We start from the raw sequence: 17,009 nt of genomic DNA on the forward strand, positions 1-17,009 counted from the left end.
TTTTATGAACACTTTATTAATTGTTGAAGATGAAAAACTAATAAGACAGGGAATAAAAGCCATGGCATTACGCTCTGGGGTACCGATCTCTATGGTTATGGAGTGTAAGAATGGATTAGAAGCATTGGAAATTGTTCGTAGTCAAGAGATTGACGTGGTAATCACAGACATAAGAATGCCCAAGATGGATGGAATTACGTTAGTAAAAGAGATACAAACATGTTCCCATGTACCATTCGTTGTAGTAGTAAGTGGCTATGATGATTTTTCTTATGCGGTTGAGCTCCTTCGTAATGGCGTGAAAGATTACTTACTAAAACCAATTGAACGAACACAATTAGCAGAGATACTTACCAAGTTAGAAGAGGAGTTGGTAAAGAAGCAGAATAATAAGAATACCATGCTTAACGTTAGCTACCAACAACTAAAGCAACTGATGATCAATGAGGATATGGGGACAAAGGAGTGTGAACTTATATTAGAACAACTATCATCTAGTTTCTTAGATGGTGAATATATTATATATTGTACAAATTACAGTGATGAGTTCCAAGAAACAGACGGAGTAACCTTCTTGCAAGACGTGAATGGGCAAGGTGTATTCATTGTTGATAATTTGCAAAGAGATAAAATATTGAAATCAGAGTTACGAGGATACTATGTGGGCTGTAGTCAAGTACATGTAGGACTTGAACAGATTAAAGAAGCTTATGAAGAAGCTATGACAGCTAGGAGACAAGCGTTCTTATCAGATAGTAATATTGTAACTTTTGATACAAGAGTAAAAGAGGAAGATGTGATATTTTCAGAACAAGAGATAGAGCAAATTGTTCAGATGATAGGTACGGACAAATGTGAGGAAGCTCTAAAGCAACTTGATCATATCTGTTATCAATTTAAGATAAGTAAGGTTTCTGATTCAACTTTAGAAGAAGTATTTTCATCTATCAGGCAAAAGACATATGCAACATATCGGAATGCTCTTAAGGAAATGGCGGAGGAAGAATTAGAGGAAGATTTGCTAACTTACAATAGTTTATCTCAGTATATAGCTCATATTAAGAGTTGGATAAGAGATTTGAATGGTCGATTATTAACGCAATTTGATGATTATCGTAATAAACAAAAAATACAGTCTGCACTAGTATATATAAAAGATAATTATAAAAAAGATTTGAATATGGCAGTGGTATCCAATCATATTTCTATGAATTATTCCTTGTTTTCGTATGTGTTTAAGCAATATACGGGATGTAATTTTGTTAATTATCTAAAGCAGATCCGAGTGGACGAGGCAAAACGATTATTAGCTACTACAGATATGAAGATTGCAGATATCAGCAGAGCGATTGGCTATGATAATGACAAGCATTTTATGAAGATATTCAAAGGACAATGTGGCGTTTCCCCAACAGAGTATCGTAAGAATACATTGCTTGGAAATTAGAAAAAGGAATAAGTACCCGCAGTATAATCATATTGATTATTCAAAAAAACAAGTTTACTTTGCTAAAAGGCCATCATTGGCATACAGCGTAGTAAACTTGTTTTTCTTATTCTTCTTGTATAGTGTACAAGTTATCCAAGGTATAGGTTTGGCATGAGTAACTTAGATGTATAGAATATGATTTCTTATGTATAAGTTGATAATTCTGTATATACTTTTCAATCTTCTTCATCAGTCCAATGGCATCCTCTTCTAAAGTATCTTGGAATAGTAAAAGGAATGTATTTTTTTCTGTGCGTGAGCAAAATAGAGAGTCCGTTTGATTACTTTCAATAGCCCTCGCTAAAATTAAAAGGCAAAGCTCGGCTTCGTTCAAACCAAATTGTGCTTGAATCTGATCCAAACTATTTATATTGAGTGTTATTACTATAAGGGGGTTGTCCGAATCGTTCTTTTTAATAAGCAAAGCATCACAATGCTTCTTAAGACCTTTGGAATTCCAAAAGTGTGTAAGCTCGTCCTTAAGGTAAAGAGTTTCTAGTCGGTTAATTAGTGCTGTTCGTTCGTAATTACTAACAATAGTCTGCAACATGTTATTAATGTTACGTAACCATAACATAAAACTGAAGGTATGTTTGATGTAATTGTTTTTGTAGGAAAGAGCGATATAACCAAAGTTCTTATCTTTAAAATATAAGGGCATATACAAAAAGGCTATAGAACTATTGCCGTATGCAGAAGAAGGTAGGAGTATGTGACTATTAAAACTACACTCGGGAACCCTCTTACCGTTCTTAATACCCATCTTCAATAGTTTTAAGTCATTTGAGTAGGCATTGTCTTCATCCACGTCAGTAATATCTAGAATTGAATCCGATAAAGAATCCCAATCTGAATATAGACATATATAAAAACCTTCCAGATTTTCTATCGTATTAGTGAATCTAGCTAGGACGTCCATCCCTTCGTCTATATCTGTAATGTTTAATAGAGAGGAAGAGAGATTAATATCTGTTATCATCTCTCGTTCACGTCTAGCAATGGTTTCAATAAGGTTTAAGTTATAATGGCTATTACGCTGTGTTGATGGATTAATGCAACCACAGGAAGAAAGAATAACTGGATGGGCTGACATAGTAATAGATTTGTCAGGTTTTTCTCCTGCATATATGCGAATAAGTGTATCCATAGTAAGTTCGCCCAGTTCCCTTACAGGAAACTCCACTGAGGTAATAGGGGGAATGTTATGTCTGGCGGATTCCAGATTATCATATCCAGTAATGGCAATATCATTGGGAATCGTGTACCCTTTATCGGTAAGGATTTTGGAAACCATAAGCGCAATGGAGTCATTATAGCAAACGATTACCTCTGGTGGTCCTTCCGGATTACTTAATAGCTTAGTAACAGCGTCTAAAACAGAATTAATGTTTGGATTGCACCATGCAATTGTATTGTCTGACCACGAAAGCTTATATTCTGACATTGTATCTTGATAGGATTTAATTCTTTGTGATGAGAATAACTCGTCATGCTTGTTTGCTAAGAATGAGATCCTTTGGTATTTGTGTGTTGTGATTAGATGAGAAACCAATTCCTTCATAGGCTGAATGTTATCAATAGATAAGGTATAAAATTCAGAAGGTTCCTGATTTATATTCAAAATTGGACAAGAGCACTTTTCCTTAATAGTTTGAAGAATCTGATTTTTTAAACCTGATTCACGGTATGTACCCGAGGCAAATATTACTCCACGATAAGAGGAAAAATTAGGTATCTTAAGTATACTACTTTCTCCTTGTTCTAGTTCTTCGGTGGTTTCTCCATCATTAGAAGCAAATATGTCTATCTGGTATCCATATTCGGCAGCCCTTGTGATGATGCCAGTACATAGATTTCTTTGATATTCTCCATATATATGAGAGATAAATAAAGCTATTTTTTTATTGTTTTGCATATAAACACTCCCAAATTAATCGTTGTTAATTTTGTGCAATTTACACAATGTATATTATAACATATTTTATGTATATTGCAAAATGAATAATAAAAAAGCTGTAAATATTAAGAAATAATACAAAAATAATAAAATACAATTTTAATTGATAGATTCACCCGACTTGTTACTTTTTGCTATAAAAACTACGTATATAGTAAATATGCACTATTATTGTTGCCACGAATTATTTAATATATAGAAAATAGTGATTTGAAAATTCTGAAAGATAAAATAAGTTGGAATGGACTATAAACTATGATATAATCAATAAGATATCATTATCTAGTAGATTGGTACTGAAGTATTCAGGGGAGGTAATATGTCATGACTATGGAGTTTGGCATACTAGGTAGTGGAAACACTATTTATGAAATTGATACGACATTATGGAATATATTAATTGTAGTATTTGTTGCATTGATACTTGTTATAATAGCACTTATTATTGCTATTAAAAAAGGTAAGAACGCGCAATATCATGCAAGTTTAACCGAAGCTAGACTGAAAGAAAGTTATAGTAAACTTGAGATTGCCTATAAGGAAGTATCCTTAACGCAAAAGGAATTATCGACAAAATATGAAGAGTTAAAGCGGAGTGAAGAAAATAACAGAAAGATTGCATATACGGATTATCTAACAGAGCTTCCGAATAGGACCGCCTTTTCAGAACGACTGGATCATGTTATGAACACGCTCCGAAAAGAAGAAGTTGTGGCGATCATGTATATTGATTTGGACAATTTTAAGAATATTAATGATATTCTTGGACATTCTTATGGAGATGAACTACTAATTGATGTTACGCACCGTTTAAAACAGGCAATTGATGAGAATGATTATCTTGCACGTTTTGGTGGTGATGAATTCATTGTATTGTCACAGAATATTGGAGACATCGGTTTATATGAAGAGAAGATTCGTAAGATACAGAAAGTTTTTTCTTATCCCTTCGTATTGTCATTAAAAGAATTCTTCGTAACAATAAGTATAGGTGTGGCGTACGCGCCTAGAGATGGTAAAACAACACAGAGTTTAATCAAGAATGTAGATTTGGCAATGTATACCGCAAAGGAAAATGGAAAGAATACATATTGTTTCTATAGTGAGAGTATTAACAAACGACTAATGAATAAGATTGAGATGCAATCCGAACTTAGACAAGCAATAGATCATGATGAATTCGAAGTATTCTATCAAGCACAGATTGATCTAGAAACCGATGCAATTGCGGGGTTTGAAGCACTTGTTAGATGGAATCATCCGATAAAAGGGCTTATTGTGCCAGGAGAATTCATTCCGATTGCTGAACAAACTGGTTTAATTGTTCCTATTGGAAAATGGGTGATGCAAGAAGCCTGTAAACAACTAAAACGTTGGGAAAACAAAGGTTTTACCAATATTACAATGTCTGTAAATCTATCTGGGAGACAATTCTTTGATACGGATTTAGTTGCTATGGTAAAGGAAACCATTGATACAACTGGAATTAATCCAACAAATTTAGAGTTAGAGATTACAGAAACAGTAGTATTAGATAATATCGAATATTCCATTGATGTTATCGAACAGATTAAAGCTTTCGGAGTACGTTTTTCTCTTGATGATTTTGGTACGGGATACTCCGCTATGAATTACCTACGTATGTTACCAGTAAGTAATCTAAAGATTGATAAGAGTTTCTTAGATCGTTTGATTGAAAATCAATGTGACCAAAAGATTGTTTCTAGTATCATTAATTTAGCAAAAAATCTAGAGATGGATGTAGTTGCTGAAGGAGTCGAATACGAGGCACAAGCCGACTTCTTACGAAGTGTAGATTGTAAATTGGCACAAGGTTTCTTATATAGTAAACCTTTACCACAAGCGGATGCGAATGAATTACTTGGAAAATATAATAATGAAGTGTAGTTACTATTTATAAAAGAATTACGAATAGTAAAGAATATAAGGAGTAATAAGATGATATCATACTTATTTTGGAGCCTTCAAATCATAAACTATATCACATTTATGATACTAGATGTCTGTGATCGTTATGCAGGAATGAGTTCGAGGATTAAGTATGCAAGTATCATCTTATGTTTTTTATATGTGATACTTGGTAAGAAAAGAGAAAGATCTGTGTATATTGTGGCAGGTCTTTTTTTTACTGTGGTGTCGGATTACTTTTTGTTACTTACGGATTCATTCGCAGCTGGTATGTTAAGCTTTTGTGTTGTACAGACAATTTATAGTATCTATTGTAGCAAGGATAGGAGGCAACTTGTAATCAAAGAAGGAATACAGCTTTGTATTGTTGTTGGTATTCTCTTGGGACTTTTTGTACGTTCGCCCATTGGCCTTGATATTGTGTTAATCTTGTCCATCTATTATTTTATTCATTTGGTAAGTAATGTTTTCTGCTCATGGGTTCGTAGCAAAGAAGGAAAGAAGAGGAAACTCTTTGCAATTGGTATGACATTGTTCTTATTGTGTGATATCCATGTCGCTATCTTCAATGCCGGTGATTATCTAAGTTTTGGTTCCTCAAAGGTATATCAAACTATATATGCAATTGCAACTGTAGCCATGTGGTTCTATTATCTACCATCGCAGGTGTTAATTGCACATGCAGGAAGAAGTGCGTCGAAAGTGATTGCAAAAACTGAAAATAAATGGTAAAATATAACAGAAAATATCATTTTACTATTTAAGGAGGTCATATGCAATATGAAGATTTTTTAGCTCATATGCAAGCGTGCATAGAGCAAATGGTTACATCAAACGATCAAGTTCAATTTCATTCTATTATGAAAAACAATGATGTAGAGCTAAATGGAGTTATCTTTATGAAAGAGGGAGAAAGAGTATCTCCTACTATCTATCTCAACCCTTATTATGAACGGTATCTAAAAGGCGAATCTATTCCAAGATTATGTAAGGAAATTGTGGAGTTACGTGTCATAACAATGAGGGAGAATTCATTAGATGAAGCAACAGAAGATATGAGTTTGGGACGGTGGAAAGACAAAGTGATCTATCGACTGGTAAATCGTAAGAGTAATAAAAGGCGATTAGAAGGGGTACCGTTCATGCAAATTGTTGATTTAGCAATTACCTTTCATTGTTTAGTACGCAATAATGAGGAGGGAATTGGCTCTTTCATTATAACGAGAGAATTAATGGAGGGTTGGAACCTTACAGTAAGAGAGTTATATCAATTAGCAGGTGTGAATACACCGAGGTTGTTCCCGTCAAGCATCAAAACGATGGAAGATGTTTTACAAGATATGTTAGAACCGATGAAAGAAGAAATTGTAGACGAGGATCATGAACAAGAAATCCCATTTCAAGTTGAATCACCACATTCCATGTATATTCTATCTAATTCAAATGGTATTAACGGAGCCAGTGCTTTGTTATATCCGGAAGTAATCGAGAATTTCTCTAATACAATCAAATCCAATGTCTATATACTACCAAGTAGTATTCATGAAGTTATTCTAGTACCTTTTCAAGAAGAAATTGATAAATCCCAATTAATCCAGATGGTAAATGAAGTAAATGAAACACAGGTTGCAAAAGAGGAAGTGTTGTCTTCAAGCGTATACTATTATGATAGATTACGTAAAGAACTTACAGTGTGATCAGGTTGTAATATAATATAGTTGTAAAGCACATTAAAAAGGTACGATGGAAAACCAATCGTACCTTTTTTGGTATCTTAATTATATGCACCTAACAGGATTCGAACCTGCGACCCTAGGCGTCGGAGGCCTATGCTCTATCCAACTGAGCTACAAGTGCAAAGGATTCTCGAAGTAATGAGAATATATATACCTCTGACATTATACTTGATAATAATCAGAATGTAAAGTTGCTAGCTAGAAAAAAACATTACAAAAGCATTAAAATTATTACGTGAATGTTAAGAGAAGCAAGGCGATTGTTAAAAGAATCATAATTATTATGTTGATTTTTATAGACAATTTTGCTAAAATGTTAACTAGAGACTATATACAATAATGTAAATATATAGAAAATGAACAGCTTGATATTTGTTGACTGCACAAAGCAGATAAAGGAGAATTTCGATGAAATTAAAATATAAAAAAATGATATTAATTATATCAATGAGTGCTATGGGAATCGGGATGGTAACATTATCTCTAAGTAAACCAAGAGACAAAAAAGAAGGAAAAGAACCAGCTGTTGCCGCTTTAGCCGATGCTGGTACAGATGAAGAGGATATTGCAGCAGACGAAACTAAAATAGTTGAATTGGTTGGAAAACCAGGTGACGGAGAGTTACGTATGGACGTATATCCTGCTATTAATGAATTAGTTAAAAAGTACATGAGTGCAAAAGTCGCTTGTGATTATGAAACGCTTCGAACATTAGTAAACGATTCTTCTGTAATCGATGAAGATGATTTACGTGCAAAATCAGAATATGTTGAAGATTATAGGAATATTGTTTGTTATACGTTAAACGGGCTAACGGAAGATTCTTTTATCGTATACGTTTATGAAGATTTAAAAATCTTAAATGTGAATACTTTGGCACCAGGTATGACAAGACTATATATTAAACTTGATGAGTCTGGAAATCCATATATCTATCTTGGCGCAATTGATGATGAAACACAGAAATTCATTCAAGAAACTTCAACTCACCAAGCTGTAATTGACATCATTAATACAGTTAACACAAAACTTGACGAGGCTGTTACGAAAGATGAAGACTTAAAGAATTTCGTGGAAGATCGTTCGAATTCATCAGCTACGCAAGATAAGAAAGTTGATGATAGCAAATCAAAGGATTCTGAGTCAACTGATAAAGAATCAACAAAAAAAGAAACTACAAAAAAGGAATCAACAAAGAAAGATTCTGAGAGTAGTGACAAGAAAGATAGCAGTAAAAAAGAAGCATCAGATAATAATTAAGTGGGTACAGGAATGAAGAAAAAACCAATTATAGAGAAAGATATTCAGGAGGGAATCCGCGTCAACAAGTATCTAAGTGATTGTGGAATCTGCTCTAGAAGACAAGCCGATCGTTTGGTAGAGGAAGGTCGTATTAAAGTAAACGGTGAAGTTGCGGTTATGGGTACGAAAGTTTTTGATAACGATGTGGTCAAATACGATAACAAAGTAATCAGTAAAGAAAACGAATTGATTCTTCTTGCAATGAATAAGCCAAGAGGTATAACTTGCACTGCGCAGAAAGAAGATCCAGATAATATCATAGATTTCTTGAATTACCCTAAGAGAGTATATCCGATTGGACGTCTTGATAAAGATTCAGAAGGGCTAATCTTATTAACCAATGACGGAAGTATTGTGAATAAGATATTAAAAGCAAGTACATTTCATGAGAAAGAATATATTGTAACTGTGAATAAACCAATTACACTAAAATTTCTTGAAGGAATGCGAGAAGGAGTGCCAATCTTAGATACAGTAACAAGAAAATGTGAAGTAACACAAGTGAATAAATTTACCTTTAACATTATATTAACACAAGGACTAAACAGGCAGATACGACGTATGTGCGAATACTTCGGTTTTCGTGTCGTTACATTACAAAGAGTTCGGATTATGAATATTAAGCTTGGAAAGTTGAAAGTTGGTACGTGGAGAAAGGTTACAGAACAAGAATTAAAAGACTTATATAAGCTAATATAGAATTGGCCAAGCTGAAAGAGAGATAAACATTTCGCTTGGCTTGTTTTAGGTCGACCTATGTAATAGGAAATTAGGAAAGGCAAGGTAAAACGATGAGTGACAAGTTAAAAGAAATAAAGGAACGAGTTGAGTTACTGAATAAAGCGGGAAAAGCTTATTACCAAGAAGATCGTGAGATAATGTCTAACTTTGAGTATGATAAACTATATGATGAGTTAGTGGAATTAGAGAAAGAGACAGGCATCATATTATCAAACAGTCCAACGCAAAATGTTGGTTATGAAGCCTTAAATGTATTACCAAAAGAACGACATGAATCAGTTATGTTATCATTAGATAAAACGAAAGATGTTGAGGTACTACGTGACTGGATAGGTTCAAAGGAAGGATTACTTTCTTGGAAGCTAGATGGATTAACAATTGTATTGACTTATCAAGAGGGAAAACTAGTGAAAGCAGTTACTCGTGGTAATGGGGAGATTGGTGAAGTTATCACCAATAATGCGAAAGTATTTAAGAATGTCCCATTGGCAATCAATTATAAAGGGACATTGGTACTTCGAGGAGAAGCGGTTATCAAATACTCTGATTTTGAGAAGATGAACGCAGAAATCGAAGATGTAGATGCTAAATATAAAAACCCACGAAATCTATGTAGTGGTAGTGTAAGACAGCTTAATAATAAGATTACTGCTGATAGAAATGTACATTTCTTTGCATTTTCCCTTGTGAACGCTCCAGATGTAGACTTTAATAATTCAAGAGAAGAGCAAATGAAATGGTTAGGGGAACAAGGTTTTGATGTGGTCGAAACAAAGCGAGTATCGGCAGAAACTTTAGCTGATACGGTGAAGTGGTTTGCAAACACAATTGTAACGAATGATTTCCCATCAGACGGACTTGTATTAGTATTAGACGATATTGCATACGGTAAATCCTTAGGAACAACAGCCAAATTTCCTCGTGATTCCATTGCTTTCAAATGGCAAGACGAAGTGAAGGAAACAAAGCTTAAGAGTATCGAATGGAGTGCTTCTCGTACTGGTTTAATTAATCCGGTAGCTATCTTTGAGCCAGTAGAACTAGAAGGAACTACAGTAAGTCGTGCAAGCGTTCATAACGTAAGTATCGTAGAATCCTTGGAACTTGGTATTGATGATACCATTAAGGTATATAAAGCGAATATGATTATTCCACAAATCGCAGAGAATCTAACGAGAAGTGGTAGTATAGTAGTACCAGATGAATGCCCAGTCTGTCATGGTCAGACACAGATAAAGCAAGAAAATGGAGTGAAATCGCTATATTGTATTAATCCCGAATGCTTAGCAAAGAAGATTAAATCCTTTACGCACTTTGTCGGAAGAGATGCGATGAACATTGAAGGATTATCAGAGGCAACAATAGAGAAGTTAATTGCGCAGGGAATGATTAAAGAGTTGGCAGATCTATTCCATGTTGAAAAATACAAAGATGTGATTACAAAGATGGAAGGTTTCGGAGAAAAATCATATTCAAATCTCATTGCATCTATTGATAAAGCTAGACATACTACTTTAGCTAAATTTATCTACAGCTTAGGTATTCCGAATGTGGGATTATCCAACGCAAAGTTAATATGTAAGGCATATAAGAACGATTTAGAAGCAATCCGTAATGCAACAGCAGATAGTCTTCTTGAAATCCAAGGAATCGGTGGTGTTATCGCAGATACTTTCATGGGTTTCTTTAGAAAAGAAGAAAACATAAAGATCGTAGATGATTTGTTGAAGGAAGTTACTTTTGAAGAGGAAGTTGTCAATGAATCCGACTTGATTTTTGAAAATATGAACTTTGTTATTACAGGATCGGTAGAACATTTTGCAAATCGTAATGAAGTGAAAGAGTTGATTGAGTCAAAAGGTGGTAAAGTGACCGGCTCGGTTACTTCTAAGACAAATTACCTTATCAATAATGATAACATGTCAAATTCTTCAAAGAATAAAAAGGCAAAGGAACTGCATGTTCCAATCATTACAGAAGAGGAATTTATGAAGATGGTGGGAATGTAATAATATATTCCATGTGTTGATTTTAGAAGGTAATCGTGTTAAAATTGTGGTTGTGACTGTGTGAAAAATTGATAGTATTTCTCAAATTAAATGCTGTAAACCACAGTTATTAACATGAATCTTTATACCTGCATTTGCAGAAGGAGGGTATATTATGCCTATCAAAGTACAGAAAAATCTACCTGCTAAGATAATCTTAGAGGATGAGAATATATTCATGATGGATGAGAATCGAGCAATAGCTCAAGATATTAGACCTCTTCAAATTGCAATCCTTAATCTTATGCCATTAAAAGAAGATACAGAAGTTCAATTATTAAGAAGTTTATCCAATACACCATTACAGGTTGATGTGACTTTCTTAACTACCAAGACGTATGTAGGTAAGAACACAGCAGCAAGTCATCTAGATAAATTCTATCAAACCTTCGATGATGTGAAAGACCGTCGATTTGATGGATTAATTATCACAGGTGCACCAGTTGAACAGTTAGATTTCGAAGAAGTAATCTATTGGAATGAACTTACAGAAATTATGGAATGGTCTAAGACGAATGTAACCTCTACATTACACATCTGTTGGGGTGCACAAGCAGGCTTATACTATCATTATGGAATTCCAAAATATATATTAAATGAAAAATTATTCGGTGTATTCAAACACAAAGTATGTAACAGAAAAGTACCACTTGTACGTGGATTTGATGATTGTTTCTATGTTCCACACTCAAGATATACTGGCGTGAGCAAAGAACTTATTGAACAAAATGAAAACCTTGAAATCCTTGTAGAATCAGAAGAAGCAGGCGTATTCAGTGTAATATCAAAAGATGGTAAACATATATTCATTACGGGTCACCCAGAATATGATCGTGTTACTCTTGATAGTGAGTACAAGAGGGACATCTTAAAGGGTATCGAGATAGACAAGCCTAAGAACTATTATCCAGACGATGATCCGAATCAACGTCCAACTCTTACTTGGAGAGGGCATTCGAATGCGTTTTATACGAATTGGTTGAATTATTACGTTTATCAGGTGACGCCTTATGAACTTTAGGGAATGGCTTGAAAACCTTAGATTTTAAGCGGTTTGTGACGATTTGGAAGTGATTTTTCTTATCGTATAATATCGTAGGTTTTGGGGTGAAATTGGAGTCAAAAGGAGTCAAAATTGGAGTCAAAAACGGGTGAAAAAGGTGTCAGAGATTTGGGGTGTCACTTGGGTTTAGAATGAGCTAAATGGTGTCGGATTCTTTGGTGCTAATTGAGTTTTGAAGAAGAATTGTAGTCGCGTCTTTTGACTGTAATGTGTAAAAATTAAATGAATTGTAACGATGAAAAATGATTACAGAAGGCAATCTGTGATATAGGAATCGGTACGTGCAATGTAAGTAAAGCAGTGTGTTTTAGAGTTGCCTATGGTAGGGAGCTTTGGCATACTGCTTTTTATTATTCTATTGTCTGTAGATGAAGGGTTGGATTGTGGGAAATGTGAAGATGGAATCAGGGCAACTTTGAATACGCAGGGCAAGCTAAATGCACTGGTAATTGTAATACACAATGAGATAATGGTTGTTATTTTATCCGAAAGTTTGTACTCTACAGAGAAAATAAATTCGCTTCAATTTATTAACAATTACCTCTATGAGCTATCGCGTGTAAATATGGATACTATGATAAATATATTTTGGTGGAAAATCATGGATAAATTTTGTATAATATAGCGTATGAAAAATAAATATAACTTGGGATCAAATTATTAGAAACTGGAATACAATATAGACTATATTGAACGTTTATTTGAAAGGACTCACGATGAATATTATAGAAGTGATTGATAATGCAATTGAGAAGGAACTTGATAAGCAGTTGGAAAAATTTGACTATACTGAACAGACAATAATTGAGTTGGGGGTAGCTATTGAAATAATGTTTGCAGAAAAGAAGTTTATGCTAGGAAATAGTTTTCTCCCTTTGTTAGAAATAATAATCGAAAAATTGATGAGAAAAGAATACAAAAGAGATAAAAGGAATAATGATTTGCTTTTGTATTACAAATTACTGGAAGTTGCTGGCGACTATCATATTTTGCGGGATTATATTTATTATTCGTATGCCAATAAAAGTTCTATTAACTGGAAACAGAATAAGGACAAGATTGAAATAAGAGTACTAGATAAAAGCATATTTCGACAATTGGTTCATAATAATCAAACATTATTCTTAAATTCGTCAAAAATGTCAGAGCATAAAATTCTTTCAATAGATGAAGTATTATTGTGTCTTAAGGATAAAGATGAATTTGATTTTAACAATGATCAAATTATAAAAGTAATTAATTCTATAGAGCAAGAAGCGAAAATAAAAATCAAATCCTTTTTTTCTTATATACCTTCAGATAGCAAAATTAAATTTGATAATTATACATATTGTGAGTTCGTTAGAGTTTACACTGAGTTGTTGGAACTAGCTCTTTATAGACGTTATTTTTCATATGCTAATAACCTACCAAGTGTTATTATATATGATTCTCAGGAATTAAGTGGTGCAATGTCAAATGCTTTAAAAATGGATGAAAAAATAATTTTGTCAATATTAAAGGATATATCATATTCTTCAAGAGGTACTCTAAATTACATCATTCAAGATAAAATATTTATTATGTATTTGACTTGTTTTTCTTTATTTGATGGAATAACCAACATGTTGAAGTATTATGCAGTTAAAAATCCTAAAGGATATTCGTCAAAATTTGCAGACATAATAGGAGAAGCATTAGTTAACGATATTGAGAGTGCATTTTTAAAATATGAAAATTTTAGATGTATAAAGGATAAAAAGTTGAACAAATATAGTCAAAAATTGCCTGATATTGACTTGTTGGCTATATCTTATGAACCTTCACTTGGATTCCACATTTTTGCATGTGAAGTTAAAAATGTTTTATTACCAACATGGGCTAAAGATTATTTAAAATCCTATGGAGAAAAGGGATATATTACAAAAGCATTATATCAAATCGATCAGATTAGCAAATTTTTAAAAACTGAAGAAGGACAAAAAATGCTATACCAAATTGTATTGGAAAAGTTTTCTTACATGGATTTGGAAAAAGTGCTTCCACATGGATTTTGTGTTGTCATAGATTATTTAATTATTACATCTGAAAATATTGGTGTTTTATGCGATGATACTAACAAGAGTATAGTGAGTGTGGCAATGTTAAAAGAAATAATTGATAAAAGTGATGGTGATGTAAATTATATAAAAGCTTGTTTGAATAATTTAAATCTGACTATGGATAAGTGTCTAAATGTCATTAACAATAGAACAGTTTTAAATGAATTGAATATTGAATATGATGCTTGTAGCAGTGATACAATAGTACAATTTGAACAAAATTATTACATAAGCAATGGTACGTATAAAGAATTAGAGGTTTTAGCACTTGAAACGGGATATAGTTTTATAGATGGAGTGAATTGTTTTGAAGATGTAAATTAAAATCTTTGAAATTTTAATTTATGTAACAATTTTATGCACATAAAAATGATACTGGAAATACTAAAAACAATGCTAAGAATGAGAAGAGCATTTGGAACCATTTCATATATAGATCAAAATGATAATATAAAGCCACTGGATATGTCTATAGCAAACAGACTTTAATATGAATAAAATTGCAATTCACAACTTATCAAGAACAGGTAGGAGAAATTATGGAAGCATTAACAGGTAATAAGATCTCTATAGACGAAGCAAGAAGGTTTCTTATCACGTATCAAGGATTAAACCATAACGGTAATAGCCAAGATGAGAATTCGGTCTTGGAGTTTGTCAGAAAAGTCGGATGTATTCAATTTGATCCATTGAATATAGTTGGGAGAAATCCCGATTTAGTATTGCAGTCAAGGATAAAAAATTATAATTCGTCTATTTTAAATGATTTATTGTACGAAAAACGTAGTTTAATTGATGGCTGGGATAAGATGATGGCAATCTATCTTCAAACTGATTGGCCTTATTTTAGTCGTGTAAGAAAAGAAAATGGAAAGGATCTTCAGAAGGTTTTAGCTCATAGAAATGCTAGTCAAGCTCTTGATTATTTAGAACAGGTGAAAAATATAGTTATTGAAAGTGGGCCACTACAATCTAATAAAATAGATATCGGGAGTAATAATCCAGGAAGTTGGGGACACAGAAAGCTATCAAGTGCTGCTTTGGACTATCTATATACAATAGGTGAATTAGGTATCTATAAAAAAATAAATACACAAAAGGTATATGATATAATTGAAAACTTATTACCTTCTAGCATATTGAATCAGGAAGATCCTTTTGAATCAGATGAGAAGTTCTATGAATGGTATGTTAAAAGAAGAATTGGATCTATAGGCATGCTGTGGTCACGGGGTGGCAGTGCTTGGTTAGGTCATTATATATCAGATAGTAAGATTCGTAATAAAGCGATAAAATCTTTAGTGGAGAAAGATGAGATTAAAGAGTTCTATGTAGAAGATATCAAATATCCTTTTTATATTAAAAAAGAAGATTTGAATTTGCTGAATGAAATTACAGATACAGATAAGAAAGAGATGAAATTTATAGCTCCTTTAGATAATTTATTATGGGACAGGGCTATGATTAAGAGTATTTTTGATTTTGATTATAGCTGGGAAGTTTATATACCGGTGAAAAAGAGAAAGTATGGTTATTATGTATTACCAGTTCTATATAATAACAGGTTTGTTGCGAGATTTGAGCCAGAGATGTATCGTGGAGGGAAAGAATTGCATATTAAAGCGTGGTGGTGGGAAGAAGATATTATAGTAACGGAAGAATTAGAGACTGCGTTAAAACAAGCTTTTGAACAATTCTGCAATTATATAGGGGCGGAAAATGTGAATAAAGAAGATTTTGAAAATAAATGTTTGTGCTATAATAAGAAATCGTGATAAAGTAAGGCTCTAAACAAAAATGAATGTGTTGATATCCTGAACATAAAGGATAGACAAGCTGTATCATTTTGTAGCAAACGCGTGAATTTGTTGAAGAAGTATTTCAGCTACTAGGAAAGATAGAGAATATACAGTATAGACTATTTGATTCTATGAATAGAAGAGGAGTTATAGAGTATGGTAATACATTGTTCGAAAGCATTACAGACAACATTAAAATTATATAAGACAGATATGGCAACGCCAGAGCAGTTAGCGAAAGAGGAAGATTCCTTTTACTCTTGGCATGGACATATTGCAAAGGTAGATGGTCGAAATACAATTGTCCTGATGAATGATAAAACGATGTATTGCGTGCTTCTTAGAAACAAACTGCCAAGAAAGAAAGATAAGTTTGCTGAACTTGTTTTGAAGGCAATTCCATACACATTGGAGGTAGGCAATATTAATGGGAATGAGATTGCAGGTTATATGAATAGTGTTGGTAACATTGTTTTCGCTGAGAAAACGGATCGAAAGATTACTGGGAATATCAATCGGATGATTTTAGATATGGGATTTCAGTGGAAATATGATTGGAGAGAAGATGAATCGATTCAGGCCTATAAGGCATATGAGCAAAATCGTGGTCTGAGGAAAATAGGAAAAGATTATGTTACTCCATTTGAAGAAATGTTGAAAGCGTTATGTGGAATAAGCGATCATGCTAAAGAGTGATTATGGCTTCAAGAAAAAAAGTGAAAAGTATTTTGTATGCTGATAATAGAGTTGAATAGAAGCATCGTCATGCGAATGTGGCGGTGCTTTTATTATATGATGGATAGTTAAAGATGCTATGCCAACAGCTATGATAGATAGAGCGAGTACTGATTTTAATTTATCAAA

12 protein-coding genes and 1 tRNA gene are annotated in these 17,009 nt (G+C 33.2%); 11 read left to right on the forward strand and 2 right to left on the reverse strand.

Annotated features, from left to right (window positions below):
• Window positions 1–4: 4 nt before the first annotated feature.
• Window positions 5–1,447 (forward strand): response regulator transcription factor, encoded by a 1,443-nt coding sequence (locus tag BUB90_RS10920; RefSeq protein ID WP_073287598.1) that lies wholly within the window; start codon window positions 5–7, stop codon window positions 1,445–1,447.
• 106 nt (window positions 1,448–1,553) lie between these two features.
• Here BUB90_RS10920 and BUB90_RS10925 read toward each other — a convergent pair whose 3' ends face one another.
• Window positions 1,554–3,404, reverse strand: a complete 1,851-nt coding sequence (locus BUB90_RS10925; protein WP_073287599.1) for a substrate-binding domain-containing protein — start codon at window positions 3,402–3,404, stop codon at window positions 1,554–1,556.
• A gap of 366 nt (window positions 3,405–3,770) precedes the next feature.
• Between BUB90_RS10925 and BUB90_RS10930 the strand changes: the two genes are divergently transcribed.
• From BUB90_RS10930 to BUB90_RS10940, 3 genes are read left to right on the forward strand one after another with little or no spacing between them, the layout of a single operon-like run.
• Entirely contained in the window at window positions 3,771–5,354 is a 1,584-nt protein-coding gene (locus BUB90_RS10930; RefSeq protein WP_073287601.1) for a putative bifunctional diguanylate cyclase/phosphodiesterase, read from the forward strand.
• Window positions 5,355–5,405: 51 nt separating this feature from the next.
• On the forward strand, window positions 5,406–6,107 hold the full coding sequence (locus BUB90_RS10935) for a lysoplasmalogenase family protein (protein WP_073287603.1): 702 nt from the start codon (window positions 5,406–5,408) through the stop codon (window positions 6,105–6,107).
• A 41-nt stretch (window positions 6,108–6,148) separates the two neighbouring features.
• Window positions 6,149–7,072: a DUF5688 family protein gene (locus BUB90_RS10940; RefSeq protein WP_073287606.1), complete on the forward strand. Its 924-nt coding sequence runs from the start codon at window positions 6,149–6,151 to the stop codon at window positions 7,070–7,072.
• A gap of 86 nt (window positions 7,073–7,158) precedes the next feature.
• Here BUB90_RS10940 and BUB90_RS10945 read toward each other — a convergent pair.
• Window positions 7,159–7,232 (reverse strand) — tRNA-Arg (locus tag BUB90_RS10945).
• A 287-nt stretch (window positions 7,233–7,519) separates the two neighbouring features.
• Here BUB90_RS10945 and BUB90_RS10950 point away from each other — a divergent pair.
• From BUB90_RS10950 to BUB90_RS10985, 7 genes are all read left to right on the forward strand, one after another.
• The gene (locus tag BUB90_RS10950) at window positions 7,520–8,371 is read left to right on the forward strand and encodes a hypothetical protein (protein WP_073287608.1); all 852 of its coding nucleotides are present in this window, start codon (window positions 7,520–7,522) and stop codon (window positions 8,369–8,371) included.
• Between the two features lie 12 nt (window positions 8,372–8,383).
• The gene (gene rluF / locus BUB90_RS10955; protein ID WP_170865478.1) at window positions 8,384–9,112 is read left to right on the forward strand and encodes a 23S rRNA pseudouridine(2604) synthase RluF; all 729 of its coding nucleotides are present in this window, start codon (window positions 8,384–8,386) and stop codon (window positions 9,110–9,112) included.
• Window positions 9,113–9,204: 92 nt separating this feature from the next.
• Window positions 9,205–11,163: an NAD-dependent DNA ligase LigA gene (ligA, locus tag BUB90_RS10960; RefSeq protein ID WP_073287610.1), complete on the forward strand. Its 1,959-nt coding sequence runs from the start codon at window positions 9,205–9,207 to the stop codon at window positions 11,161–11,163.
• Window positions 11,164–11,317: 154 nt separating this feature from the next.
• Complete coding sequence (gene metA, locus BUB90_RS10965) at window positions 11,318–12,223, forward strand: homoserine O-acetyltransferase MetA (RefSeq protein ID WP_073287612.1); 906 nt, start codon at window positions 11,318–11,320, stop codon at window positions 12,221–12,223.
• 758 nt (window positions 12,224–12,981) lie between these two features.
• Complete coding sequence (locus BUB90_RS10975) at window positions 12,982–14,670, forward strand: hypothetical protein (RefSeq protein ID WP_073287616.1); 1,689 nt, start codon at window positions 12,982–12,984, stop codon at window positions 14,668–14,670.
• 215 nt (window positions 14,671–14,885) lie between these two features.
• Window positions 14,886–16,121: a DNA glycosylase AlkZ-like family protein gene (locus BUB90_RS10980; RefSeq protein WP_073287617.1), complete on the forward strand. Its 1,236-nt coding sequence runs from the start codon at window positions 14,886–14,888 to the stop codon at window positions 16,119–16,121.
• Between the two features lie 180 nt (window positions 16,122–16,301).
• Window positions 16,302–16,841: a DUF6933 domain-containing protein gene (locus BUB90_RS10985; RefSeq protein ID WP_073287619.1), complete on the forward strand. Its 540-nt coding sequence runs from the start codon at window positions 16,302–16,304 to the stop codon at window positions 16,839–16,841.
• Window positions 16,842–17,009 lie beyond the last annotated feature (168 nt).

Origin of the sequence: Anaerosporobacter mobilis DSM 15930, from assembly GCF_900142955.1 — a bacterium.
GTDB classification, from domain to species: Bacteria; Bacillota; Clostridia; order Lachnospirales; family Lachnospiraceae; genus Anaerosporobacter; species Anaerosporobacter mobilis.

Coding starts and splice junctions, on each gene's coding strand:
- BUB90_RS10920 (WP_073287598.1), top strand. CDS start 5: ATGAACACTTTATTAATTGTTGAAGATGAAAAACTAATAAGACAGGGA.
- BUB90_RS10925 (WP_073287599.1), bottom strand. CDS start 3,404: ATGCAAAACAATAAAAAAATAGCTTTATTTATCTCTCATATATATGGA.
- BUB90_RS10930 (WP_073287601.1), top strand. CDS start 3,771: ATGACTATGGAGTTTGGCATACTAGGTAGTGGAAACACTATTTATGAA.
- BUB90_RS10935 (WP_073287603.1), top strand. CDS start 5,406: ATGATATCATACTTATTTTGGAGCCTTCAAATCATAAACTATATCACA.
- BUB90_RS10940 (WP_073287606.1), top strand. CDS start 6,149: ATGCAATATGAAGATTTTTTAGCTCATATGCAAGCGTGCATAGAGCAA.
- BUB90_RS10950 (WP_073287608.1), top strand. CDS start 7,520: ATGAAATTAAAATATAAAAAAATGATATTAATTATATCAATGAGTGCT.
- rluF (WP_170865478.1), top strand. CDS start 8,384: ATGAAGAAAAAACCAATTATAGAGAAAGATATTCAGGAGGGAATCCGC.
- ligA (WP_073287610.1), top strand. CDS start 9,205: ATGAGTGACAAGTTAAAAGAAATAAAGGAACGAGTTGAGTTACTGAAT.
- metA (WP_073287612.1), top strand. CDS start 11,318: ATGCCTATCAAAGTACAGAAAAATCTACCTGCTAAGATAATCTTAGAG.
- BUB90_RS10975 (WP_073287616.1), top strand. CDS start 12,982: ATGAATATTATAGAAGTGATTGATAATGCAATTGAGAAGGAACTTGAT.
- BUB90_RS10980 (WP_073287617.1), top strand. CDS start 14,886: ATGGAAGCATTAACAGGTAATAAGATCTCTATAGACGAAGCAAGAAGG.
- BUB90_RS10985 (WP_073287619.1), top strand. CDS start 16,302: ATGGTAATACATTGTTCGAAAGCATTACAGACAACATTAAAATTATAT.